Genomic DNA, 21,716 nt, shown 5'->3' on the forward strand with positions numbered 1-21,716 from the left:
CCCCCGCCCGCTGCCAAGTCGAGGCCCGGTGTTGCGTCGAGGTTCGCTGATCCCGCTCGTCGCCCGGCTCCGCCATGTCCCCATCGTGTCCCGAAAAAGCGCCCGCGCAAGGCTACCCCAAGCCCGACCGCACAGGATCGCCCTTGTCGACAGGGACCGGTGTCGTCGGCGATGCACCGCTGTCGCAGCGCAGCATCCGGATTCCCGCCACGGCGTACACTGTGGACGGCTGCCACGCCCAGGAGGAGGCCGCCATGATCGCCTGGTTGCTGGCGGCTGCACTGGCCGCATCCCCGGCCACCCCCGTGGATCACGGGATGCCATCACCGACGGTGCCATCGCCCGAACAGGTGATGGAACTGCCCCCGCCACTGGCGCAGGCGCTGCAGACGCAGGTCATCGACCGCACGCCACGCAGCATGGCGCGGCTCGAACGCCTGGTCGCGTTCATGTACGAGCCCGACGGGCTCGGTATCCAGTACCGCCACGATGCCAACCACACGGTCGGCGAGACCTGGAGCACGCGCGAGGCCAACTGCCTCTCCTTCACCCTGCTCACGATCGCCCTGGCGCGTGCGGCGGGCATCGAGGCCTACGGCCAGGAAATCGCCAGGACGCTGGCGTGGTATGCCGAAGGCGACACCCTGTATTTCAGCAACCACGTCAATGCCGGCATCCGCATCGGCAGGCACGAGTACACGGTCGACGTGGGCAGCGACAGCCTGATGACCCTCGACACGCCGCAACGGGTCGACGACCGCCGCCTGATGGCGGTCTACTACAGCAACCGGGCCGCGGACCTGTTGGGTCGCGGCGCAACCGTCGACGCCGCGCGCTACATCGACGCCGCGCTTGCGGCCGATGGCGGTTACGCCACTGCCTGGAACAATGCCGGCGTGCTCAGGGTGCGCTCGGCGCAGCCCGACGCCGCCGAACAGGCCTTCACCCATGCGCTCGAACTCGACAAGGCCCACGACGGGGCGCTCATGAACCTCGCCTCGCTGTACACCGCACGCGGCGACGACGCGAGGGCGGCGCGCTACCGCGACCGGCTCGAGCGCCTGCGCCTGCGCAACCCGTACCACCACTTCATGCAGGCCGTGGACGCCGAGCGCCGGGACGATCATGCCGCGGCCGCGCGCCAGTACCGGCGGGCGATTTCCCTGTACGACGGCGAGCACCGCTTCCACTCGGGCCTGGCGCGTGCGCTGCTGCACCTGGGCGATGCGCGCGGGGCCGGGCGCGAACTGCAGCGCGCCCACGACCTCAGTAACGGCGACATGCAGGCGCGCTATCAGAGCAAGCTGGACCGGCTGCGGCGCGCAACTCCCTGAGTCAACGCAGCTGGCTGTCCTTGCTGCCGCGGCGGTTGTAGCCGCTGCCGGGCTGCTCCTCGCTCTCCTCCGCCTCCTGACAGGCGATGCACAGCCGCACCCCGGGCATGGCCTTGCGCCGCGCCTCCGGGATCGGGGCGTCGCACTCCTCGCAGTGCATGCGGCCGGGGCCCTGCGGCAGCTGGCTGCGCGCACGCTTGATCGCATCCTTCACGGTCGCGTCGATCTGGTCCTGCACCGCGCCGTCACCCGCCCATCCGGTCGCCATCGCCGTCCTCCCGGCTTTCGCCTGCCTGCGGTTGTACCCCAGGCGTTGTCTACGTCTCGTCGGGCCAGCGGACCGCCGGCGCCGACGCTTCCCGCGGCATGGGCACGGCGGCCACCGCACTCCAGACCTTCAGCGCATCCACGGTCGCGGCCACGTCGTGGACGCGCACGATGCCCGCGCCCCGCTGCACCGCAACCAGGTGCGCGGCGACCGAGCCGGCGACCCGCTCACGCGGCAGCTCCCGCCCGGTCAGCTCGCCGATCGTGCGCTTGCGCGACAGCCCCGCCAGCACCGGCACGCCGAGCTCGATGAACCGCTGCAGTTGCGCCAGCAGCTGCAGGTTGTGGGCGGTCGTCTTGCCGAAGCCGAAGCCGGGGTCGACCAGCAGGCGCTGCTTCGGGATGCCGGACATCTCCGCGGCGAAGATGCGCTCGGCCAGGAACCGGTGCACCTCGCCGACCACATCGTCGTACTCCGGTGCCTCCTGCATCGATCCCGGCTCGCCGTGCATGTGCATCAGCACCACCGGGACGCCCAGGGACGCGGCCGCGTCCAGCGCGCCGTCGCGGCGCAGCGCCTGGACGTCGTTGATCATGCCTGCGCCGGCCGCGACCGCCGCACGCATCACGTCCGGCTTCGACGTATCGACGCTGACCGGAAGCGCCGTTTCACGCACCAGGCGTTCGATGACCGGCACCACGCGCCGCAATTCTTCCTCGACCGGCACGTCGACCGCGCCCGGACGTGTGGATTCGCCACCGACGTCGAGCACGTCGGCCCCTTCTTCCACCAGCCGCAGTCCATGCGCGACCGCGGCGTCGGCATCGAAGTGCTCGCCGCCGTCGGAGAACGAATCGGGCGTCGCGTTGACGATGCCCATGACCCGTGGCCGGTCGAGCCGCAGGATGCGTCCGCCGCAGTCGATCTGCGGACTGGTATCGAACATGGGCAGGCTCCGCGCCAGGGCGTTGCATGATAGCGGGCGCCGCGTTCAGTCCAGGCAGGCGAGGATCCGGCGGTAGCGCGGCAGCCCGCGGACCGACGCCAGCTCCGGGTCACGTTCGATCCAGTCGCCGAAGCCCTGCCCCGTGGCGACCGCCCGCTCGAGCAGGTCCAGGGCCCGGTCCGCCTCCCCGGCCATGGCGTGGAAGCAGGCGGCGTTGTAGAGCACGTCGAAGTCGGCCGGACGCAGGGCAAGGGCAGTCACGACACACTGCCGCCCGCCCTCCACGTCGCCCTGCCGCAACAGCAGCGCCGCGGCCATGTAGTGGGCGCGGGCATTGTCCGGGTCGATCTCGACCTGGTGCAGCGCCGCCTCCAGCGCCTCGCGCGCCAGGCGCGCCGTCCGGTCCCGGTCTCCCTCGGCCTCGGCCGCGCCCACCGCCAGCGACAGCGCCTGGAATTCGCCGGGATCCACCGCGTGCGCGGACTCGAACAGGTCGGTCGCGCGCGCGAACTCGCCGCGTGCGAAACAGTGCCTGGCGAAGTAGTAGTGCGCGACATACAGCGTCGGGTCGAGCTCGAGCGCGCGACGGAACGACGCCGCGGCCGCGTCGTGCCTGTCCTCCAGCCACAGCGTGTGCGCGAACGCCACGTGCGCCTCGGCGAGTTCCGGCGCCAGCTCCAGCGCCCGGCGGGCGGCGGCGCGGGCCTCCTCCAGCACGGTGTCCGCCGGTTCCAGCCGCCACAGCGACAGCTCCACCAGCGCGTCGGCGAGACCCGCGTGCGCATGCGCGTAGCCGGGGTCCAGCGCGATCGCCCTGCGGAACATCTGCGGCGCCTGCCGCCAGCTCACCGCGGTCGTCCGCCCCTCCAGCTGGCGGCCACGCAGGTAGAACTCGTATGCACGCATGTCGCGTGGCGCATACCGCTGCAGGTCGAGTTCGGGCGCGGATCCGCACGACGGCCGCATCAGCTCGACCACCTTGCGCGCGATCTCTTCCTGGATCGCGAAGATGTCCTCCAGCCGGCGGTCGAAGGTGCGCGACCACAGGTGGTAGCCGTTGCCCGCGTCGATCAGCTGCGCGGTGACGCGCACCTGGTCGCCCGCCTTGCGCACGCTGCCTTCCATGACCGCCGCGACCCTGAGCAGGCGGCCGATCTCGCGGGTATCGGTCGCGCCATCGCGAAACCGGAAGGAGGACGTGCGCGACGCCACACGCAGGCCACGCACGCGGGTGAGCGCGTTGAGGATCTCTTCGGCCAGACCGTCGCAGAAGTAGTCCTGGTCGTGGTCTTCGCTCAGGTCGGCGAACGGCAGGATCGCCACCGAGGCTTCGGCCGGGGCGACGCCAGCGGCCGCAGTCGCGGATTGCGGCAGGACGTCGGCAGGTGCGGGCGGCTCCGTCGGTCCGGGCGGAGGCAGCGGGGTGCGGGCCACGCCCTGCGGCCCGATGTCATAGATCCATGCAAGCACCACGGTAGGCGCGAAGCCCAGCGCCAGCAACACGATCAGCAGCCGCGCCGACCACTCGGGCAGCGCCAGCGGCTCGAACGTGGCATCCGCGACCTGCACCAGCAGCCAGGCGACCACCAGGTAGACGGCCATGACGCGGAACACCCTGCGCCGCCGGAATTCGGCCAGGCCGCGCCTGAGCGCTCCGATCCAGTCCGACATGGCGGTGTGCCCCTCCCTGCGGTCGCGGCCCGCGAGCGTCCGGAGGTGCACGACATGCACCTACGGCCTTCCGGCACCGTCATCCACAGGCAGAACGCGCGCAGCGGCCGGCAGCGGCCGCCGCGCCCGGGTCAGGTCTGCTCGGCAGGCCCGCCGATCGGGGGCAGCGGACGCGAATCGCCATCGCCACCCTTGCCGCTGCCACCCTTGCCCGACTCGATCCAGCCCATCGGCGGAGGCGGCTCGCGACCTTCCATGATGGCGTCGATCTGCGGCACGTCGATGGTCTCGTACTCGAGCAGCAGTTTGGCCATCGAGTGCAACTTGTCGATGTTCTCCGTGAGGATCGCCGTGGTGCGGCCGTAGGCCTTGTCGAGGATGCCGCGCACCACCTCGTCGATCTTGCGCGCGGTGTCGTCGGAGACGCTCTTGTGCTGCGTCACCGAGCGGCCGAGGAACACTTCATCCTCGTCCTCGCTGTAGGCGATCGGCCCCATCTCGTCGGACAGGCCCCACTTGGTGACCATGTTGCGCGCCATCTTGGTCGCGCGCTCGATGTCGTTCGACGCGCCGGTGGTGACCTTGTCGTTGCCGAAGATCAGTTCCTCCGCCACCCGCCCGCCGTACAGCGAGCACAGCTGCGACTGGATCGCGGTGCGGTTGTAGCTGTACTTGTCGCCTTCGGGCAGGTACATGGTCACGCCCAGGGCGCGGCCGCGTGGAATGATCGTCACCTTGTAGACCGGGTCGTGCTCGGGCACCAGGCGGCCGACGATGGCGTGGCCGGCCTCATGGTAGGCGGTGAGCGTCTTCTCTTCCTCGCTCATCGCCATCGAGCGGCGCTCGGCGCCCATCAGGATCTTGTCGCGCGCCTTGTCGAAATGGTCCATGCGCACGTCCTTGCCGTTCTCGCGCGCGGCGAACAGCGCCGCCTCGTTCACGAGGTTGGCCAGGTCCGCACCGGAGAAACCGGGCGTACCGCGCGCGATCACCAGCGGTTCGACGTTGTCGGCCAGCGGCACCTTGCGCATGTGCACGCGCAGGATCTGCTCGCGGCCCTTCACGTCCGGCAGGCCGACCACCACCTGACGGTCGAAGCGTCCCGGGCGCAGCAGCGCGGGGTCGAGCACGTCGGGGCGGTTGGTCGCGGCGATAACGATCACGCCCTCGCCACCCTCGAAGCCGTCCATCTCGACCAGCAACTGGTTGAGGGTCTGCTCGCGCTCGTCGTGACCGCCGCCCAGGCCGGCGCCGCGATGGCGGCCGACCGCGTCGATCTCGTCGATGAAGATGATGCAAGGTGCGTGCTTCTTGGCCTGCTCGAACATGTCGCGCACCCGGCTGGCGCCGACGCCGACGAACATCTCCACGAAATCGGAACCGGAGATCGAGAAGAACGGCACCTTGGCCTCGCCAGCGATGGCCTTGGCGAGCAGGGTCTTGCCGGTGCCGGGCGGGCCGACCATCAGCACGCCGCGCGGGATCTTGCCGCCCAGCTTCTGGAACTTGGACGGGTCGCGCAGGAACTCGACCAGTTCGGAGACCTCCTCCTTGGCCTCGTCGCAGCCGGCGACGTCGGCGAAGGTGACCTTGGTCTGGTCCTCGTTCAGCAGCTTCGCGCGCGACTTGCCGAACGACATCGCGCCCTTGCCGCCGCCCTGCTGCATCTGCCGCATCATGAAGAACCAGAAGCCGATGATCAGCGCGACCGGCAGCAGGTTGATCAGGATGTACACCAGCGACGGCCCGCTCGACGGCGGCGCGGCCTGGATGTCGACCTTGTGGTTGATCAGGTCGTCCATCATCCCTTCGTCGCGGCGCGGTGCGATCACGGTGCCGCTCTCGCCGCCCTTGGTGACGAACTCGACCGTCTTCTCGTCCTCGGCGATCTTCACCGACTTGATCTGGTCGCGCCGCACCTGCTCCATGAACTGCGAGTAGCGCACTTCGCTCGACGCGCCGGTGCCCGGGCTGAAGCTGTTGAACACCAGCATCAGCACCACGGCGACCATCGCCCACAGCAGGAGGTTCTTCACCAGGTCGTTCATCGGGGTTTCCGGGACTCCAATAGGGGCATGCTACTTGATTGCCGCCAGCTTGCCCTGCGCGAGCGCATAGACTTCCGGCGAACGCCGACGCGATGCGGCCGGCTTGCGGATCGCGACCTTCGCGTAACGCTTGCGAAGGTCACGGACGAATCCGTCGAACCCCGTTCCCTGGAACAACTTGATCAGGAACGTGCCGCCGGGCTTGAGGTGGCGGTCGGCGAACTCCATGGCCAACTCGGACAGGTGCATCGCCCGTGGCTGGTCGACCGCTTCCACACCGCTTTTGTTGGGGGCCATGTCGGACAACACAAGGTCCACCGACTGTCCGGCCAGCAACGTCTCAAGGCTGGATAAGACCGCATCCTCCCTGAAATCGCCATGAAGGAACTCGACCCCGGCCAGCGGTGGCATCTCCAGGATGTCGAGCGCCAGCACCCGGCCGGGGCGCGCCGGATCGAGGCGGTCGAGCTCCTGGCGCACCCACTGCGACCAGCCTCCCGGCGCCGCGCCGAGATCCACCACCAGCATGCCCGGCTTGAGCAGGCGGTCGCGGCCGGCGAGTTCCTCGAGCTTGTACGCAGCGCGCGAACGCAGGCCCTCGGCCTGCGCCTTCTTCACGTAGGGGTCGGAGAAATGTTCCTTCAGCCAGCGCTGGCTGCTCTTGCTGCGGGTGGCCATCGGGTCATCCCCCTCCCCGCGGCGGGGAGGGTCGGTCGGGCGCGGTTGCCGCGCGGGCGGGCGCGGTGGCGTCCCGGTAAGGAGTCGCGGGGCGGCATGATACCCTGCCCGCACTCCTTCCCTCGCCGCCCTTCCCGATGTCGACCGTCCTGACCGCCGCCCAGAACCGCTTCCTGCGCGGGCAGGCGCACGACCTCAAGGCGATGCTCCAGGTCGGGGGCAAGGGCGTCACCGACGCGCTGGTGGCCGAGATCGACGGGGCGCTGGAGCACCACGAGCTCATCAAGATCAAGGTCGCCGCAGCCGACCGCGACGAGCGCGACCAGCTGATCGCCCGGATCGCCGAATCCGCCGGCGCGGCGCTGGTGCAGCGGATCGGGCACGTGGCGGTGCTGTACCGCCCGTCGAAGGACCGACGCCAGATCGTCCTGCCGCGGGCGTAGGACCGGGGTCGCGATGCAGCTGGTCCACGAACGGCCCGACTTCGACTATTTCCTGCGCGGCGCCGACGGCCATTCGGCGCTCGTGAACGACCGGCGCCTGGAACGCAGCTTCCTCGTCGCTCCGGATCGCCTGGTCGAGGATTGGCCGGTCGACGACGTCAGGGCGCTGCAGGTATCCGACCTCGAACCGGTCCTGGCGCTGCAGCCCGAGCTGATCGTGCTCGGCAGCGGCGCGACCCAGGCGTTTCCGCCACCCAAGGCCATGGCCGCCTGCCTGGCACGCGGGGTCGGCCTCGAGACGATGACCAATGCGGCAGCCGCGCGCACCTACAACGTGCTTGCCGGCGAGGGCCGCCGCGTCGTCGCCGGGTTCATCCTGGGGGACTGACCGGCGTCAGACGCCGCGACGCCTCAGCGGCAGGGGAGGTACTGGAGCGGATCGACCGGCTTGCCGTTGTAGCGGGTGAACGGACGCGGCTCGCGATCCGCAGGATCGCGCGTCCGTGAACGCCCGGCGCGCTGCGCCGGGCCGGGGATCCGCCGGCTCCGCACGCCGCGATGCCTCAGCGGCGCGGGAGGTACTGGAGGGGGTCCACAGGCTTGCCGTTGTAGCGGATCTCGAAATGCAGCATGTCGCGCGCTGTGCCGGTGCTGCCCATTTCCGCGATCTGCTGCCCGGCCTGGACGCGCGTGCCCTCGTTCACCAGGCGGGTGCGGTTGTGGCCATAGGCCGACAGCCACTGCTCGTCGTGCTTGACGATCACCAGTTCCCCGTACCCCACCAGTCCCGAGCCCGAGTACACCACCACGCCATCGCCGGCGGCGCGCACCGGCTGGCCACTCTTGCCGGTGATGTCGATGCCCTGACGGGTCGGGTCGCCGCCGGAGAAGCGGTTCAGCACCTGGCCGTCCGTCGGCCAGCGCCACCGCACGGCACTGTTCACGGGCGGCGGGGCAGATGGCTGTGGTGGTGCCTGCGTGGGACGCACCGGCGGTCGCTGCACGGTGGACGCGCCGCCGGACGGACGCGATGCCTGGCCGCGGGTCGCGCCCGCGGCGGGATACAGCCGCAGCCGCTGTCCGGGATAGATCGTGTACGGCGACGGGATGCCGTTCCAGAGCGCGAGGTCCATCGGACTGATGCCGTTGTCGACCGCCAGCCGGTAGAGCGTATCGCCGCGCCGCACCACCACGCTTGCACCCGGCTTGGGCGTGGACGTGCCCGGTGCGGTCGATGCATCCGATGTCCGCACCACCTTGCTGCTGCAGGCCGCCAGCAGCGCAAGCGCAAGTGCCGCGACCACCACTCCTGCGACGCGCCGCGCCGTCGATGTCGTCCGTGGATCGAAAGAAGCCACCGTGCCCCCCGTGTCCGTATCGGTGCGGATCATGCCGTGAACCGCTTGAACAGTTCCTGCGCGACCATCCCGCCGCCGCCGATCAGCAACGCGAAGTACACCATGGTGCCGACATTGGCGAGGTGGCCGAGCAGCACCGCACCGCCGTCGCGCTGGATGAATCCGACCCCATAGGCCAGCAGGGCCAGGGCCGGCAGCGTGTTGCTGAAGGGGACGAACCCGAACGGCGCCATCAGCAGCAGCGCGGCGAGGATGAAGCCCAGGTTGTTGACCACGTCCTGCGTGCGCCCGTCCACCAGCGCGGACAGTCGATGCGGCCGGCTGAGCCGTTCCATCCGCTGCACCCACCGCAGGCCACCGAGCAGCCCGGGCCGCAGGCGGTCCGACGGCAGCCGCCGGTCGCGCACGCGCCCGGGCAGCCACAGCTGGCGCGACAGCAGGCGGCTCACGCCCACCAGCAGGATCGCGGCGCCGAACACGGTGCTCACGCCGGGGATCGACACCGGGATCAGGAACACCAGCGTCAGCAGGATGCACAGCAGCAGCAGGCCTTCGTCGCCGAACAGGTCGAGCAGCTCGCCGAGGGTGACGTGGTCGGGCGGCAGGCGCTCGATCATGCCGGCGATCTGCGCGCCCAGGCTCTGGCCGTCCGGATCGGGCGGCATGGCGGTCTGTCCTGTCACCGGTCAGTCGACCGTGCCGGAAAGCAGCGGCACGAACACCACCGGCCCGAGGTCGCGGCGCGTGATCGAGCCGTCGGCCTCCTTGCGCAGCATCAGCAACTGCTGTGCGCTTGCGGCGCCCACCGGTGCGACCAGGATGCCGCCGGGGGCGAGCTGCGCGGACAAGGCGTCCACCAGGGCCGGCGCGCCGGCGGTGACCAGGATACCGTCGTAGGGGCCGTTCTCGGGCCAGCCGATGCGGCCGTCGTCATGCTTGCTGCGCACGTTCAGGCCGAGCGAGCGGAAGCGCTTGCGCGCCACGCGCAGCAGGTCGCCAATGCGCTCGACCGTATGCACCTCCAGGCCCAGCGCGGCCAGCACGCTGGCTTGATACCCCGAACCCGTGCCCACCTCCAGCACGCGCGCGGGGGCATGGCCGTCCGTGAACAGCGCTTCGGTCATGCGCGCGACCACCCAGGGCTGGGAGATCGTCTGGCCGTGGCCGATCGGCAGCGCGGTGTCCTCGTAGGCGCGGGTGGCCAGCGCCTCGTCGACGAACAGGTGGCGCGGCACGGTGCGGATCGCGTTGAGCACACGCTCGTCGCCAATTCCGTTCGCGCGCAGTCGTTCGATCAGCCGGTCGCGCACGCGCTGCGAGGTCATGCCGACACCGATGGCCTCGGGCTGCAGCCGCAGCCGCGGCGTCATCATCATCGCGCCGGCTCCGCGAGTTCGGCGGCCAGGCTGCCGACCCAGCTTGAGACCTGCTCCAGCGCCTGGTAGCGCGTCAGGTCGACGTGGATCGGGGTGATCGAGATGTGGCCGAAGCGCACGGCGTGAAAATCCGTGCCGGGCCCGGCGTCCGCCTCGGACCCGGCTGCGCCGATCCACCACCAGGTTCGCCCGCGCGGATCCTCCTGCTTGGTGCAGGGCTCGGCGCGGTGGCGGTTGCCCAGGCGCGTCACCTCGAAGCCGGCGATCTCGCCCCAGGCGCGATCGGGCACGTTGACGTTGAGAATGGTGTCGGCGGGCAGCGGATCGGCCTTGAGCCGTTCGACGATCTCGACCGCCGCGCGCGCCGCGGTCTCATAGTGGCGCCCATCGTGGTTGACGGTGGCCAGCGACATCGCGATCGCCGGCAGGCCGAGGAAGCGGCCTTCCATCGCCGCAGCCACGGTACCGGAATAAATCACGTCGTCGCCGAGGTTGGCGGTGTTGTTGATGCCTGACACCACGATGTCCGGCTCATGCTCGAACATGCCGGTGATGGCCACATGCACGCAGTCGGTGGGCGTCCCGTACACGCGCCAGACCGACCCCTCGAGCTGCTGCACGCGCAGCGGCATGTCGAGGGTCAGCGAATTGCTGGCACCGGAGCGATCGCGATCGGGGGCGACGATCAGGACCTCGTGGCCGGCATCGCGCAGACCCTGCGCCAGGATGCGGATGCCGGGGGCATCGACGCCGTCATCGTTGCTGACCAGTACGCGCATGAACCTCTGGGACCAACCTCGTCGCGGATGTCGTGTCGCCATGATACCGGATGCGCACGCACGCATCCCGGACGTTCGCGACGGCTCGCGTCATACTGCCCGCAGATGGCGAAACACCGTCCCCCGCCCGACACCGCCGCCGCGGCCCCCGACGACGACGCGGCCCTGTTCCGCAGCGCGATCGGTCCGGTGCGCGAACTGCCGCCGGTGCCGGCACCGCCGCCACGCCCCAGGCCGCGTCCCGCCGCCCGCATGGCCGAGCGCGACGATGCCGAGGCCAAAGGTGACTTCCTGCGCCTGCTCGACGAGGCACCGATCGAGCCCGGCGATACCCTGCGCCATCGTCGCGACGACGTGCCGGCGCGCGTGCTCAAGCGCCTCGCACAGGGCGAGTATGCCGCGCAGGACGAGCTGGACCTGCACCACGCCACCGCCGCGTCCGCCGAAGCGATGCTGCGGCGCTTCCTGCACGATGCGCGCGACGCCGGCATCCACTGCGTACGCGTGATCCACGGCAAGGGCCTGAACTCGGAGGGCGTGCCGGTGCTGAAGAACCTGTGCGACCGGCTCCTACGCCAGCGCGCGGACGTGCTGGCGTTCCATTCGGCCCCCGCCTCGCAGGGCGGGACCGGCGCGGTGCTCGTGCTGGTGGCGCCGCGCCGGGGGTGAGCGCCCTGCTATTGCTGCCGAGGCGGTACGCGCGTCATCGGCGGGTTGACCCAGTGCACTTCGACGCCACGGCGCTGCGCCTTCGCGTGGACCGCCGCCATGTAGCCGCGATCGGTGACGGGCGTCCCGGGCGCCAGTGCGTCGGTGCCACGCGCGGCCGCAATTGGCGTGGTGCTCGCACATGAAGAGAACAGCATTGCCAGCGCGAACGTCGTTGCCAGACGAAAAACCCTGTTCATGAGCCATGCCTCCCGGTCGTGCGCGGGCGCACGCTGCGCCCGGCGCAACCGCAGGTATACGCCGACGGCGCGGCGGTGCCAGCACCGGGGATGTCATTCCGACGAATGGTCTCCCGCCTGCCGGCCGACCACCTCGCCCAGCTCGGCCAGCACGCTGGTGGCATAGGTGCCCGGCGGGAGGTCGAAGCGCAGGCGAAGTGTGGCGGCGTCGGGCCAGTCGCTTTCGAACGAGCCGGGTTTAAGTCGCGTCGCACGCCGCTCCTGCCGCAGCCCCGCCGCCTCCAGCCCCGCACGTAGGCGCAGGGCCATGTCATCCGACACGGCGTCGGTTTCCAGCGACTGCGCCAGGGCCTCGCTGCGCAGCGGTCCGCGCCCCCACAGCGGTGCGGTCGGGTGGATGTCGAACGCAGCCAGTCGCGCCGTGAGGCTGTCGTCGGGAGGGGGGACCGGGCCGAACACGCTGCGGCTGCCGTCGAGCATCCACACCTCTCCGTCCAGTCCGACGTCCCAGCAGGCCTCCTCCACCCGACGCGCCAGCACACGATTGAACAGTTCCGAACGGGCCGCCGACACCAGCAGCGGACGCTCGTCGCGCCTGACCCGGCGTCCGGCGAACATCGCCAGCGCACGCGCGACGTTGCCGCCCTCGCGTCCGAAGCGCTGTTCGCCGAAGTAGTTGGGAACGCCGCGCTGCGCGATCGCCAGCAAGCGCGCGTCGATGATGTCGCGCGCCCCTTCCACCTCGCGCAGCACCAGTTCGAAGCGGTTTCCGGCCAGCGCGCCGCGCGGCAGCTTGCGCGAATGGCGACGCGCATCGAGCACACGCAGCGACTCGCCGGTTCCAGGGTCGTCGAACGCCAGAGTGTCCAGTGGTGGATCCGGGCGCCCCGGCAACTGCACCGAGAAGCGCTGCCGGGCCACCGCGTGGCGATCCTTCAGGCCCGCATGCCCGACGGCGGAGTCCGCGACACCGGCCCACTGGGCGATCCGACGCGCCACGTGCGCAGTGTTGAGGCCGCGTTTCTCGAGCGTCAGCAACAGGTGCTCGCCGGCACCGTCGGCCGCGAACGCGTCGAGCTCCATGACGACGAAATCCTCGGGCGACTGGCGGAAACGCGCCCGCAACGCCGGGGCGCCATGCGCGCGCGGCAGGGTCATGCCGCGGGTCTCCCAGGTGGCTTCACCACGGAGAAACGCAACCGGGGTGCGCTTCGCCTGCCCGGGCGACGCGTGTGGGTCGAACCGGATCCCCCGCCCGGAAGAACGCCGCCGGGCAGGTGTGCGTCAGCGGCCGGCATCTCGCCGATCCATCCGCGTGCGCACGACAGCGCGATGCGGCGAATCGCCTGCTCAGCCCGCATCGCGGACCAGCAGGCACACGGCGAGCGCGGCGATGCCCTCGGCGCGACCGGTGAAGCCGAGCCGCTCGCTGGTCGTGGCCTTGATGGAGACCTCGTCGAGGGCGATGCCGAGGTCGTCGGCCACGACCGCACGCATCGCCTCGGCATGCGGCCCGACCTTGGGCCGTTCGCAGACGACGGTGATGTCGGCATTGCCGACCCGCCAGCCACGCTCGCGCAGCAAGGCATTGCAGTGGCGCAGGAAGGTCCGGCTGTCGGCATCCTTCCAGCGCGGGTCGGAGGGCGGGAAGTGGCGGCCGATGTCGCCCAGCGCCAACGCCCCGAGCATCGCGTCGCACAGCGCATGCAGCACCACGTCGCCATCGCTGTGCGCAATCACGCCGTGCTCGTGGGGCACGCGCACGCCGCCCAGCATCACGTGGTCGCCATCGCCGAAGGCGTGCACGTCGTAACCCTGGCCGATGCGGACATTCACGACGCACCACTCCCGTGCAGCCGCTGCGACAGCACGAATCCGAATCGCGCCAGGTCGCCCGCGGTGGTGACCTTGAAGTTCTCCTCGTCGCCCTCGACCAGCAGCGGACGCATCCCCAGCAGCTCCATCGCCATCGCCTCGTCGGTCACGGCGATACCCGACTCCCGCGCCGACTCCAGCGCGCGGCCCAGCTGCAGGCGCCGGAACAGCTGCGGCGTCAGCGCGCGCCACAGGCGCTCGCGCGGTTCGGTGCGGTCGATGCCGCCGTCGTCGCCGGCGCGCTTGAGCGTGTCGCGCACCGGCGCGGCCAGGATCGCGCCCACCGGATCGGCGCGTCCGCGTTCCAGCAGCGCGGTCAGGTCGTCGTGGCGCAGGTTGGGGCGTGCGGCGTCGTGCACCAGCACGAAGTCGTCCGCGCGGACCTCGTCGGGCAGCGCCTGCAGCCCCGCCAGCACCGAATCGGCGCGTGATTCCCCGCCAACGCAGCCCAGCAGCGGCTTGCCGGCCATCTCGCTCCAGCCCGGCCAGTGCGCATCGTCCGCCGCCAGGACCACCACCGCGCCGCGCACGCCGGGGTGCGAACACAGCGCCGACAGGGTGTGGCCGATCAGCGGCTGGCCCGCGACCGCGATGTACTGCTTGGGCAGGGCGGCGCCGACCCGCGTCCCGCGTCCGGCGGCGACCACGACCGCCCACACCCCGCCACGCGCCACGTCCTGGATCACGGCGCGTCCTCCTGAGGGGTCCCGGCTTCCGGCACGGGGGCCGCGGTATCCTCGTCCACCACGCGGTAGAAGGTTTCCCCGGGGCGGATCATCCCGAGTTCGTTGCGCGCGCGCTCCTCGATCGCCGCCTCGCCCGATTTCAGGTCCGCCACCTCGGCGGCAAGCGCCGCGTTGCGCTGCTCCAGCCCCTCGTTCTGCCGCCGCTGCTGCACCACCCGCGCGTCGAGTTCCTCGACCGCGCGGGTGCCGCCCTCACCGAACCACAGGCGGTACTGCAGCCAGCCCAGCAGGACCACCAGCGCCAGCAGCAGCACGCGCAACCAGCGCACGGTCGCGGATCAGCGCTTGAGCGAGACGAACGCGTCGCGACCGGCGTACGTCGCGCCCGCACCGAGCTGTTCCTCGATGCGCAGCAGCTGGTTGTACTTGGCGACGCGGTCGCTGCGGCACAGCGAGCCGGTCTTGATCTGGGTGGCGGTGGTGGCCACGGCGATGTCCGCGATCGTGGTGTCCTCGGTCTCGCCCGAGCGGTGCGACACCACCGCCGCGTAGCCGGCGGCGTCGGCCATCGTGATCGCCTCCAGCGTCTCGGTCAGGGTGCCGATCTGGTTGACCTTGATCAGGATGGCGTTGGCGGTGCCGCTGTCGATGCCTTCCCTGAAGATCTTGGGGTTGGTGACGAACAGGTCGTCGCCCACCAGTTGCACCTGGCCACCCACGCGTGCGGTGAGCTGCTTCCAGCCGTCCCAGTCGTCCTCGGCCATGCCGTCCTCGATCGAGACGATCGGGTACTGCGCGGCCCAGTCGGCCAGGAAGTCGACGAACTGCTCGCTGGTCAGGCGCTTGTTCTCGCCCACCAGGTTGTACTTGCCGCTGTCGAAGAATTCGCTGGAGGCCACGTCCAGGCCGAGCAGCACGTCTTCGCCGGCGCTGTAGCCGGCCTTGCCGATCGCCTCGAGGATGGTGTCGAGCGCTTCGACATTGCTGCGGAAATCCGGGGCGAAGCCGCCCTCGTCGCCGACCGCCGTGCTCAGGCCGTGGCCCTTGAGCACCGACTTGAGCGCATGGAAGATCTCGGTGCCGCAGCGCAGCGCCTCGGAGAACGAGGCCGCGCCGACCGGCAGCACCATGAACTCCTGGAAATCGACGTTGTTGTCGGCGTGCGCGCCGCCGTTGATGATGTTCATCATCGGCACAGGCAGCGCCGGTGCGCGATCGCCGGCCAGATGCTTCCACAGCGGCAGCTTGCGCGAGGCCGCCACCGCGTGCGCGTTGGCCAGCGAGACCGCGAGCAGCGCGTTGGCGCCCAGGCGACCCTTGTTCTCGGTGCCGTCGAGGTCGATCAGTCGCTTGTCCAGGCCGGCCTGGTCGGCGGCCTCGAAGCCGGCCAGCGCGTCCGCGATCGGGCCGTTGACGTTGCCCACCGCCCGGGTCACGCCCTTGCCGAGGTAGCGCGTCTTGTCGCCGTCGCGCAGTTCGACCGCCTCCTTGGCGCCGGTGGACGCGCCGGACGGTACCGCCGCACGGCCGAACGATCCATCGGCCAGCGTCACTTCGGCTTCGAGGGTGGGGTTACCGCGGGAGTCGAGGATTTCGCGGGCGTGGATCTTGGCAATCGTGCTCATTGGGGCCTCTGTAGGGATGCGAGTCTGCGGACTTCGGAAAGCATTGATTCACTTGCGGGTGTCGACGCCTCCGGCATCGGGGTCGACCCCCAGCGGACCTGCCAACGCCCGTCGTTCATGCGTGCCAGGAACAACAGGTGTGGGCGGCCGGCAAAGGACTGGTACAGGATGCGATTGGAACAAGCGATTTCGAAGACCACTCCGTCCGCGTTGGGTACAGCTGGTTCAATCGGCATCCCGATCTCGACCGCCGTCCCGAGGGCGGGGACATCGCCGCGGACCGTTTCGATCACACGGAACGAAGACTCGATCAAGAGCGCCCCGTCTTCGCCGGGCGATTCGACGAATGGTCCCAACTCCGCCACGACGATCGCATCGTCACCCTGGTAAGTCGCTTCCGTCCTCCAACCCGGCGGGGATGAGCACGCCATCGCGATCTGCGCTGGAGCAAGCATGATCAGCAGCGGCAGGGCCCACTTGAGCATCAAACAACGCTCTGCTCGATGAACCCGTTCTGCTTGGTCACGCGGTCGAGCTCGAGCAGGGTCGCCAGCAGCCCTTCCATCCTGTCGAGCGGCCAGGCGTTGGGCCCATCCGACAGCGCCTTGGACGGATCCGGATGGGTTTCCATGAATACGCCGGACACGCCCACGGCCACGGCCGCGCGCGCCAGCACGGGCACGAACTCGCGCTGGCCGCCGCTGGAGGTGCCCTGCCCGCCCGGCAGCTGCACTGAATGGGTCGCGTCGAACACCACCGGGCAGCCGATGTCGCGCATCACGCTCAGCGAGCGCATGTCGGAGACGAGGTTGTTGTAGCCGAAGCTGGCGCCACGCTCGCAGACCATGATCTGGTCGTTGCCGGTCGCCTTCGCCTTCTCGACCACGGGCTTCATGTCCCACGGCGCGAGGAACTGGCCCTTCTTGATGTTGACCGGCTTGCCGGCGCTGCAGACCTTGCGGATGAAATCGGTCTGGCGCACCAGGAAGGCCGGCGTCTGCAGCACGTCGACCACCGAGGCCACCTCGTCCATCGGCGTGTATTCGTGCACGTCGGTCAGCACCGGCACGCCGATCTGGCGCTTCACCTCGCCAAGCACGCGCAGGCCTTCCTCCATCCCGGGTCCGCGAAAGCTCGCCCCCGAGGTGCGGTTGGCCTTGTCGAAGCTCGACTTGAAGATGAAGTTGATGCCGAGCCGGCCGGTGATCTCCTTGAGCCTGCCGGCGACATCGAGCTGCAGCTGCTCGCTCTCGACCACGCAGGGGCCCGCGATCAGGAAGAACGGCCGGTCCAGGCCGACCTCGAATCCACAGAGCTTCATGCCGAGGCCTCCTTGAGCAGCTTGCCGCCCGCCGACCCTTCGTTGACCTTGTGCTCGCGCGCGGCGCGCACGAAGCCGATGAACAGCGGGTGCCCGCCGCGCGGCGTGGACAGGAATTCCGGATGCGCCTGGCACGCGATGAACCACGGGTGGCCCGGTAGCTCGATCATCTCCACCAGGAGGTCGTCCATCGACTTGGCGCTGATCACCAGGCCCGCATCCTCGAGCTGGGTGCGGTAGCGGTTGTTGAACTCGTAGCGGTGGCGGTGGCGTTCGCCCACCACGTCCCTGCCGTACAGCTCGCGCGCCCGGGTGCCGGGCTTGAGCCGCTGTTCCTGCAGGCCCAGGCGCATGGTGCCGCCGAGGTCGGATTTCTCGTCGCGCTTCTCGATCTCGCCGGTCTGCGTGCGCCATTCGGTGATCAGGCCGATCACCGGATGCGGAGTCTGACGATCATTCTCGGTGCTGTTGGCGCCTTCCAGGCCGGCGAGGTGGCGGGCCACGTCGACCACCGCCGCCTGCATGCCGTAGCAGATGCCGAAATACGGAATGCCGTGCTCGCGCGCATGCTGCGCCACCAGCACCTTGCCTTCGAAGCCGCGGTCGCCGAAGCCGCCCGGCACCAGGATGCCGTCGACGCGTCCCAGCGCCTTCTCCGCGCCGTCGCGTTCGATGTCCTGCGATTCGATCCACTTCAGGTTGACGCGCGTGCGCTGGCGGATGCCGCCGTGCTTGAGCGCCTCGCCGACCGACTTGTACGCATCCTTGTGATCGACGTACTTGCCGACCACCGCGATGGTCACCTCGTCGATCGGATGCTCGGCCGCGTCCACCACGGCCAGCCACTCGGACAGGTCGGCCGAGGCCGCGGCCCGGTCGTCCAGCCGCAGGCGCTCGACCACGATCTGGTCCAGCCCCTGTGCGTGCAGCCACATCGGAATCTTGTGGATGTTGTCCAGGTCCACCGCCGAGATCACCGCCTTCTCGGACACGTTGGTGAACGAGGCGATCTTGCGCCGCTCGCCGTCGGGCAGCGGCTGCTCGCTGCGACACAGCAGCACGTCGGGCTGGATGCCGATCGAACGCAGCTCCTTGACCGAGTGCTGGGTGGGTTTGGTCTTCAGCTCGCCCGCCGCGGCGATGTACGGCACCAGGGTCAGGTGCATGAACATGGCCTTGTCCGGGCCGCGGTCGGTGCGGATCTGGCGGATCGCCTCCAGGAACGGCAGCGACTCGATGTCGCCCACCGTGCCGCCGATTTCCACCAGCCCCACGTCGAAGCCCTGGGTGGCGGCGTCGATGCAGCGCTTGATCTCGTCGGTGATGTGCGGGATCACCTGCACGGTCGCGCCGAGGTAGTCGCCACGGCGCTCCTTGCGGATCACGGCCTCGTAGATCTTGCCGGTGGTGATCGAGTTCCTGCCGCTCAGGCGGACATTGATGAAGCGCTCGTAGTGGCCGAGGTCCAGGTCGGTCTCGGCGCCGTCGTCGGTGACGTACACCTCGCCGTGCTGGAACGGGCTCATGGTGCCCGGGTCGACGTTGATGTACGGGTCCAGCTTCATCATCGTCACGGTCAGGCCGCGGGCCTCGAGGATCGCGGCCAGCGAGGCCGCCGCGATGCCCTTGCCGAGCGAGGACACCACGCCGCCGGTGACGAAAACGAGCGGAGTGACGGAACTGGGGGAGGTCATGGGGAGTGTGCACCCGCTGGAAAGCCCCATTCTACAGGGTCGCGCCCCGGCCTGCCGGCCGGGGCCGGTCGCAGCCTCCGCGACGGCCCGCCGCCATCCTTGACCACCCCGACGCCGGCCCGCATCCTGCGCGCCACCCGCCGCCGCCCCTCCAGCACCTTCCGCCGATGAATTCCCGCTACAACGCCGCCGACATCGAAGTCCTGTCCGGCCTGGATCCGGTCAAGCGCCGGCCCGGCATGTACACCGACACCACCCGCCCGAACCACCTGGCGCAGGAGGTGGTCGACAATGCGGTGGACGAGGCGCTGGCCGGGCACGCGCGCGAGATCGCGGTGACCCTGTTCAAGGACGGCAGCTGCGAGGTGTCCGACGACGGCCGCGGCATGCCGGTCGACATCCACCCGGAGGAGAAGATCCCCGGCGTGGAGCTGATCCTCACCCGGCTGCACGCGGGCGGCAAGTTCAGCAACAAGAACTACACTTTCTCCGGCGGCCTGCACGGCGTGGGCGTGAGCGTGGTCAACGCGCTGTCCACGCTGGTGGAAGTGCACATCAAGCGCGACGGCAGCGAGCACCGGATCACCTTCCGCAACGGCGATCGCGCCAGCCCGCTCGAGGTGGTGGGCACGGTCGGGAAGAAGAACACCGGCACCCGGGTCCGCTTCTGGCCCGATTCGAAGTACTTCGACACGCCGAAGTTCGCGCTGCGCGCGCTGCGCCACCTGTTGCGGGCGAAGGCGGTGCTGTCGCCGGGCCTCGCCGTCACCCTGTTCGACGAGGCCAGCGGCGAGCGCGACCGCTGGCACTACGAGGACGGCCTGCGCGACTACCTGCGCGGCGAGTTGGACGGACGCGAGCTGCTGCCGCCGGACCTGTTCGTCGGCCAGCAGAAGAAGGACACCGAGATCGTCGACTGGGCGGTGGCCTGGGTGCCCGAGGGCGACCTGGTGCAGGAAAGCTACGTCAACCTGATCCCGACCGCGCAGCACGGCACCCATGTCAACGGCCTGCGCACCGGGTTCACCGACGCGCTGCGCGAGTTCTGCGACTTCCGCAACCTGCTGCCGCGCGGCGTGAAGCTGGCGCCCGAGGACGTGTGGGACCGGGTGTCGTTCGTACTGTCGCTGAAGATGACCGACCCGCAGTTCAGCGGCCAGACCAAGGAGCGCCTGAGCTCGCGCCAGGCTGCGGGCTTCGTCGAGGGCGCGGCGCACGACGCGTTCTCGCTGTGGCTCAACCAGCACGTGGACTTCGGCGAGCGCATCGCGCAGCTGGCGATCGAGCGCGCCAGCGCGCGGCTCAAGACCGAGAAGCAGATCGTCCGCAAGAAGGTGACCCAGGGCCCGGCCCTGCCCGGCAAGCTGGCCGACTGCATCAGCCAGGATCTCTCGCGCACCGAGCTGTTCCTGGTCGAGGGCGACTCCGCCGGCGGCAGCGCCAAGCAGGCGCGCGACAAGGATTTCCAGGCGATCCTGCCGCTGCGCGGAAAGATCCTCAACACCTGGGAAGTCGCCTCCGGCGGCGTGCTGGCCTCGCAGGAAGTGCACGACCTGGCGGTGGCCATCGGCTGCGACCCGGGCAAGGACGACATCTCCGGGCTGCGCTACGGCAAGGTGGTGATCCTGGCCGACGCGGATTCGGACGGCCTGCACATCGCGACGCTGCTCTCGGCGCTGTTCCTGCGCCACTTCCCGGCGCTGGTGGGCGCCGGGCACATCTTCGTGGCGATGCCGCCGCTGTTCCGCGTCGACCTGGGCAAGCAGGTGTTCTATGCCCTCGACGAGGAGGAAAAGCGCCTGCTGCTGGAGAAGATCGAGCGCGAGAAGGCGGAGTCGAAGAAGGGCCTGGGTCAGGTCAACGTGACCCGCTTCAAGGGCCTGGGCGAGATGAACCCGTCGCAGCTGCGCGAGTCGACGATCCATCCCGACACCCGCCGCCTGGTGCAGCTGACCATCGACGACGACGTGGAAACGCGCGGACTGATGGACATGCTGCTGGCGAAGAAGCGGGCGGGCGACCGCAAGGCGTGGCTGGAACAGAAGGGCGATCTGGCGACGCTGGAAGTCTAGGCAGGCGATTCTTTTGCGGGGGCCGTGGCGACGGCGTCGCCGTCATTGCGGCGGATGGCATCGGGCAGCGCGGCTGGAACAGAAGGGCGACCTGGCGACGCTGGAGGTCTGAGCTCCCGGGATTGCCTGTACGTCGCGACCGGATGGGCCTCGCCGCGACCGGGAGGCCTCCGCGGCGAATGTCCCCCGGCTTCCGCCTGGAGGCGGAAGCCTCCTCCTTGATTTCGCCGCAAAGGCCTCCCGATCGCAGCGCGGCTCGGCTGACGGCCGGTCCCGGAAATGCGCGCGACTTTGGTGCTTCGCCCCAGAACCAGCGCGATCCTGGGCACGTCGGATGCGGGGGTGCGCACACCTCCAGCCATCCCACCGTCCCCTGCTCGATGCGGCGCAAAAGACATGCATTCGTCCTGCTCCGACGCCAACGCACTAATGCGTGTCCTCCGGAGAACCCACTCGCAGGGCCAGTACCTATACCCCCCTTCCTTGAACCCCCGCGGATTCAGGCACGTCGGATGCGGGGGTGCCCGGGGACGAAATCAAGGAGGAGGCGACGCCCTGCAGGGCGTCGCCGGGGGACATTCGTCACCGGGCGCGCCCGTAGCCGGCGTCACCGCGTACCGACCCGATCGCTGCG

23 protein-coding genes are annotated in these 21,716 nt (G+C 69.9%); 5 read left to right on the plus strand and 18 right to left on the minus strand.

The features are described from left to right. The first annotated feature begins 143 nt into the window (after positions 1-143). On the plus strand, positions 144-1,334 hold the full coding sequence (locus QFW81_RS00925) for a transglutaminase (protein ID WP_280576680.1): 1,191 nt from the start codon (positions 144-146) through the stop codon (positions 1,332-1,334). A gap of 1 nt (position 1,335) precedes the next feature. Here the strand turns inward: QFW81_RS00925 and QFW81_RS00930 are convergent, their stop codons facing one another. The 5 genes from QFW81_RS00930 to rlmE all read right to left on the minus strand — a co-directional run bounded on the left by QFW81_RS00930 (position 1,336) and on the right by rlmE (position 6,945). Beyond that, complete coding sequence (locus QFW81_RS00930) at positions 1,336-1,602, minus strand: DksA/TraR family C4-type zinc finger protein (protein WP_280576681.1); 267 nt, start codon at positions 1,600-1,602, stop codon at positions 1,336-1,338. A gap of 49 nt (positions 1,603-1,651) precedes the next feature. After that, positions 1,652-2,548: a dihydropteroate synthase gene (folP, locus tag QFW81_RS00935; RefSeq protein ID WP_280576682.1), complete on the minus strand. Its 897-nt coding sequence runs from the start codon at positions 2,546-2,548 to the stop codon at positions 1,652-1,654. 45 nt (positions 2,549-2,593) lie between these two features. Beyond that, a complete protein-coding gene (locus QFW81_RS00940) occupies positions 2,594-4,219 on the minus strand; it encodes a TPR end-of-group domain-containing protein (protein ID WP_280576683.1) in 1,626 nt (541 codons plus the stop codon). A gap of 131 nt (positions 4,220-4,350) precedes the next feature. Then, on the minus strand, positions 4,351-6,267 hold the full coding sequence (gene ftsH, locus QFW81_RS00945) for an ATP-dependent zinc metalloprotease FtsH (RefSeq protein ID WP_280576684.1): 1,917 nt from the start codon (positions 6,265-6,267) through the stop codon (positions 4,351-4,353). 30 nt (positions 6,268-6,297) lie between these two features. Next, complete coding sequence (rlmE, locus tag QFW81_RS00950) at positions 6,298-6,945, minus strand: 23S rRNA (uridine(2552)-2'-O)-methyltransferase RlmE (RefSeq protein ID WP_280576685.1); 648 nt, start codon at positions 6,943-6,945, stop codon at positions 6,298-6,300. Between the two features lie 137 nt (positions 6,946-7,082). On the opposite strand from rlmE, the gene yhbY reads away from it, so the two are divergent. Both yhbY and QFW81_RS00960 read left to right on the plus strand, forming a co-directional pair. Further along, positions 7,083-7,388, plus strand: a complete 306-nt coding sequence (gene yhbY, locus QFW81_RS00955) for a ribosome assembly RNA-binding protein YhbY (protein WP_280576686.1) — start codon at positions 7,083-7,085, stop codon at positions 7,386-7,388. A gap of 13 nt (positions 7,389-7,401) precedes the next feature. Continuing rightward, a complete protein-coding gene (locus tag QFW81_RS00960; protein WP_280576687.1) occupies positions 7,402-7,776 on the plus strand; it encodes an Mth938-like domain-containing protein in 375 nt (124 codons plus the stop codon). Between the two features lie 175 nt (positions 7,777-7,951). On the opposite strand, the gene QFW81_RS00965 is transcribed toward QFW81_RS00960, so the two are convergent. Genes QFW81_RS00965 through surE form a run of 4 tightly spaced genes read right to left on the minus strand, consistent with a single transcriptional unit; the run spans position 7,952 to position 10,901 of the window. Further along, complete coding sequence (locus QFW81_RS00965) at positions 7,952-8,779, minus strand: peptidoglycan DD-metalloendopeptidase family protein (RefSeq protein WP_280576688.1); 828 nt, start codon at positions 8,777-8,779, stop codon at positions 7,952-7,954. Beyond that, positions 8,776-9,411 (minus strand): exopolysaccharide biosynthesis protein, encoded by a 636-nt coding sequence (locus tag QFW81_RS00970; RefSeq protein ID WP_280576689.1) that lies wholly within the window; start codon positions 9,409-9,411, stop codon positions 8,776-8,778. Before QFW81_RS00970 ends, QFW81_RS00965 begins: the two co-directional genes overlap by 4 nt. A gap of 21 nt (positions 9,412-9,432) precedes the next feature. Next, positions 9,433-10,116: a protein-L-isoaspartate(D-aspartate) O-methyltransferase gene (locus QFW81_RS00975; RefSeq protein ID WP_280576806.1), complete on the minus strand. Its 684-nt coding sequence runs from the start codon at positions 10,114-10,116 to the stop codon at positions 9,433-9,435. Between the two features lie 2 nt (positions 10,117-10,118). Beyond that, positions 10,119-10,901 carry a 5'/3'-nucleotidase SurE gene (surE, locus tag QFW81_RS00980; RefSeq protein WP_280576690.1) on the minus strand — a complete coding sequence of 261 codons (783 nt, stop codon included), beginning with the start codon at positions 10,899-10,901 and terminating at the stop codon, positions 10,119-10,121. Positions 10,902-11,006: 105 nt separating this feature from the next. Here surE and QFW81_RS00985 point away from each other — a divergent pair, with 105 nt between their 5' ends. Then, on the plus strand, positions 11,007-11,570 hold the full coding sequence (locus QFW81_RS00985; RefSeq protein ID WP_280576691.1) for a Smr/MutS family protein: 564 nt from the start codon (positions 11,007-11,009) through the stop codon (positions 11,568-11,570). Between the two features lie 8 nt (positions 11,571-11,578). Here QFW81_RS00985 and QFW81_RS00990 read toward each other — a convergent pair whose 3' ends face one another. The 9 genes from QFW81_RS00990 to pyrG form a co-directional block, all read right to left on the minus strand. Further along, positions 11,579-11,809, minus strand: a complete 231-nt coding sequence (locus tag QFW81_RS00990; RefSeq protein WP_280576692.1) for a hypothetical protein — start codon at positions 11,807-11,809, stop codon at positions 11,579-11,581. A gap of 93 nt (positions 11,810-11,902) precedes the next feature. Beyond that, positions 11,903-12,967, minus strand: coding sequence for a tRNA pseudouridine(13) synthase TruD (gene truD / locus QFW81_RS00995; protein WP_280576693.1), 1,065 nt, complete (start codon positions 12,965-12,967; stop codon positions 11,903-11,905). A gap of 192 nt (positions 12,968-13,159) precedes the next feature. Beyond that, the gene (gene ispF / locus QFW81_RS01000) at positions 13,160-13,645 is read right to left on the minus strand and encodes a 2-C-methyl-D-erythritol 2,4-cyclodiphosphate synthase (RefSeq protein ID WP_280576695.1); all 486 of its coding nucleotides are present in this window, start codon (positions 13,643-13,645) and stop codon (positions 13,160-13,162) included. Further along, complete coding sequence (gene ispD / locus QFW81_RS01005; RefSeq protein WP_280576807.1) at positions 13,642-14,367, minus strand: 2-C-methyl-D-erythritol 4-phosphate cytidylyltransferase; 726 nt, start codon at positions 14,365-14,367, stop codon at positions 13,642-13,644. The genes ispF and ispD overlap by 4 nt, the downstream gene beginning before the upstream one ends. Then, complete coding sequence (gene ftsB, locus QFW81_RS01010) at positions 14,367-14,699, minus strand: cell division protein FtsB (RefSeq protein ID WP_280576696.1); 333 nt, start codon at positions 14,697-14,699, stop codon at positions 14,367-14,369. The genes ispD and ftsB overlap by 1 nt, the downstream gene beginning before the upstream one ends. Positions 14,700-14,708: 9 nt before the next feature. After that, positions 14,709-15,995: a phosphopyruvate hydratase gene (gene eno / locus QFW81_RS01015; RefSeq protein WP_280576697.1), complete on the minus strand. Its 1,287-nt coding sequence runs from the start codon at positions 15,993-15,995 to the stop codon at positions 14,709-14,711. Continuing rightward, positions 15,992-16,480 (minus strand): hypothetical protein, encoded by a 489-nt coding sequence (locus tag QFW81_RS01020; protein ID WP_280576698.1) that lies wholly within the window; start codon positions 16,478-16,480, stop codon positions 15,992-15,994. Before QFW81_RS01020 ends, eno begins: the two co-directional genes overlap by 4 nt. Then, complete coding sequence (kdsA, locus tag QFW81_RS01025) at positions 16,480-17,316, minus strand: 3-deoxy-8-phosphooctulonate synthase (RefSeq protein WP_280576699.1); 837 nt, start codon at positions 17,314-17,316, stop codon at positions 16,480-16,482. The genes QFW81_RS01020 and kdsA overlap by 1 nt, the downstream gene beginning before the upstream one ends. Then, positions 17,313-19,010 carry a CTP synthase gene (gene pyrG / locus QFW81_RS01030; protein ID WP_280576700.1) on the minus strand — a complete coding sequence of 566 codons (1,698 nt, stop codon included), beginning with the start codon at positions 19,008-19,010 and terminating at the stop codon, positions 17,313-17,315. The genes kdsA and pyrG overlap by 4 nt, the downstream gene beginning before the upstream one ends. Before the next feature lie 167 nt (positions 19,011-19,177). Between pyrG and parE the strand changes: the two genes are divergently transcribed. Beyond that, a complete protein-coding gene (gene parE, locus QFW81_RS01035; protein ID WP_280576701.1) occupies positions 19,178-21,082 on the plus strand; it encodes a DNA topoisomerase IV subunit B in 1,905 nt (634 codons plus the stop codon). Positions 21,083-21,716 lie beyond the last annotated feature (634 nt).

Source organism: Luteimonas kalidii, assembly GCF_029887935.1.
Classification (GTDB): domain Bacteria; phylum Pseudomonadota; class Gammaproteobacteria; order Xanthomonadales; family Xanthomonadaceae; genus Luteimonas; species Luteimonas kalidii.

Bases quoted from the DNA above. Each gene is read 5' to 3' on its own strand.
- QFW81_RS00930 (WP_280576681.1), bottom strand. From the start codon at position 1,602: ATGGCGACCGGATGGGCGGGTGACGGCGCGGTGCAGGACCAGATCGAC.
- folP (WP_280576682.1), bottom strand. From the start codon at position 2,548: ATGTTCGATACCAGTCCGCAGATCGACTGCGGCGGACGCATCCTGCGG.
- QFW81_RS00940 (WP_280576683.1), bottom strand. From the start codon at position 4,219: ATGTCGGACTGGATCGGAGCGCTCAGGCGCGGCCTGGCCGAATTCCGG.
- ftsH (WP_280576684.1), bottom strand. From the start codon at position 6,267: ATGAACGACCTGGTGAAGAACCTCCTGCTGTGGGCGATGGTCGCCGTG.
- rlmE (WP_280576685.1), bottom strand. From the start codon at position 6,945: ATGGCCACCCGCAGCAAGAGCAGCCAGCGCTGGCTGAAGGAACATTTC.
- yhbY (WP_280576686.1), top strand. From the start codon at position 7,083: ATGTCGACCGTCCTGACCGCCGCCCAGAACCGCTTCCTGCGCGGGCAG.
- QFW81_RS00960 (WP_280576687.1), top strand. From the start codon at position 7,402: ATGCAGCTGGTCCACGAACGGCCCGACTTCGACTATTTCCTGCGCGGC.
- QFW81_RS00965 (WP_280576688.1), bottom strand. From the start codon at position 8,779: ATGATCCGCACCGATACGGACACGGGGGGCACGGTGGCTTCTTTCGAT.
- QFW81_RS00970 (WP_280576689.1), bottom strand. From the start codon at position 9,411: ATGCCGCCCGATCCGGACGGCCAGAGCCTGGGCGCGCAGATCGCCGGC.
- QFW81_RS00975 (WP_280576806.1), bottom strand. From the start codon at position 10,116: ATGACGCCGCGGCTGCGGCTGCAGCCCGAGGCCATCGGTGTCGGCATG.
- surE (WP_280576690.1), bottom strand. From the start codon at position 10,901: ATGCGCGTACTGGTCAGCAACGATGACGGCGTCGATGCCCCCGGCATC.
- QFW81_RS00985 (WP_280576691.1), top strand. From the start codon at position 11,007: ATGGCGAAACACCGTCCCCCGCCCGACACCGCCGCCGCGGCCCCCGAC.
- QFW81_RS00990 (WP_280576692.1), bottom strand. From the start codon at position 11,809: ATGAACAGGGTTTTTCGTCTGGCAACGACGTTCGCGCTGGCAATGCTG.
- truD (WP_280576693.1), bottom strand. From the start codon at position 12,967: ATGACCCTGCCGCGCGCGCATGGCGCCCCGGCGTTGCGGGCGCGTTTC.
- eno (WP_280576697.1), bottom strand. From the start codon at position 15,995: ATGAGCACGATTGCCAAGATCCACGCCCGCGAAATCCTCGACTCCCGC.
- QFW81_RS01020 (WP_280576698.1), bottom strand. From the start codon at position 16,480: ATGCTCAAGTGGGCCCTGCCGCTGCTGATCATGCTTGCTCCAGCGCAG.
- kdsA (WP_280576699.1), bottom strand. From the start codon at position 17,316: ATGAAGCTCTGTGGATTCGAGGTCGGCCTGGACCGGCCGTTCTTCCTG.
- pyrG (WP_280576700.1), bottom strand. From the start codon at position 19,010: ATGACCTCCCCCAGTTCCGTCACTCCGCTCGTTTTCGTCACCGGCGGC.
- parE (WP_280576701.1), top strand. From the start codon at position 19,178: ATGAATTCCCGCTACAACGCCGCCGACATCGAAGTCCTGTCCGGCCTG.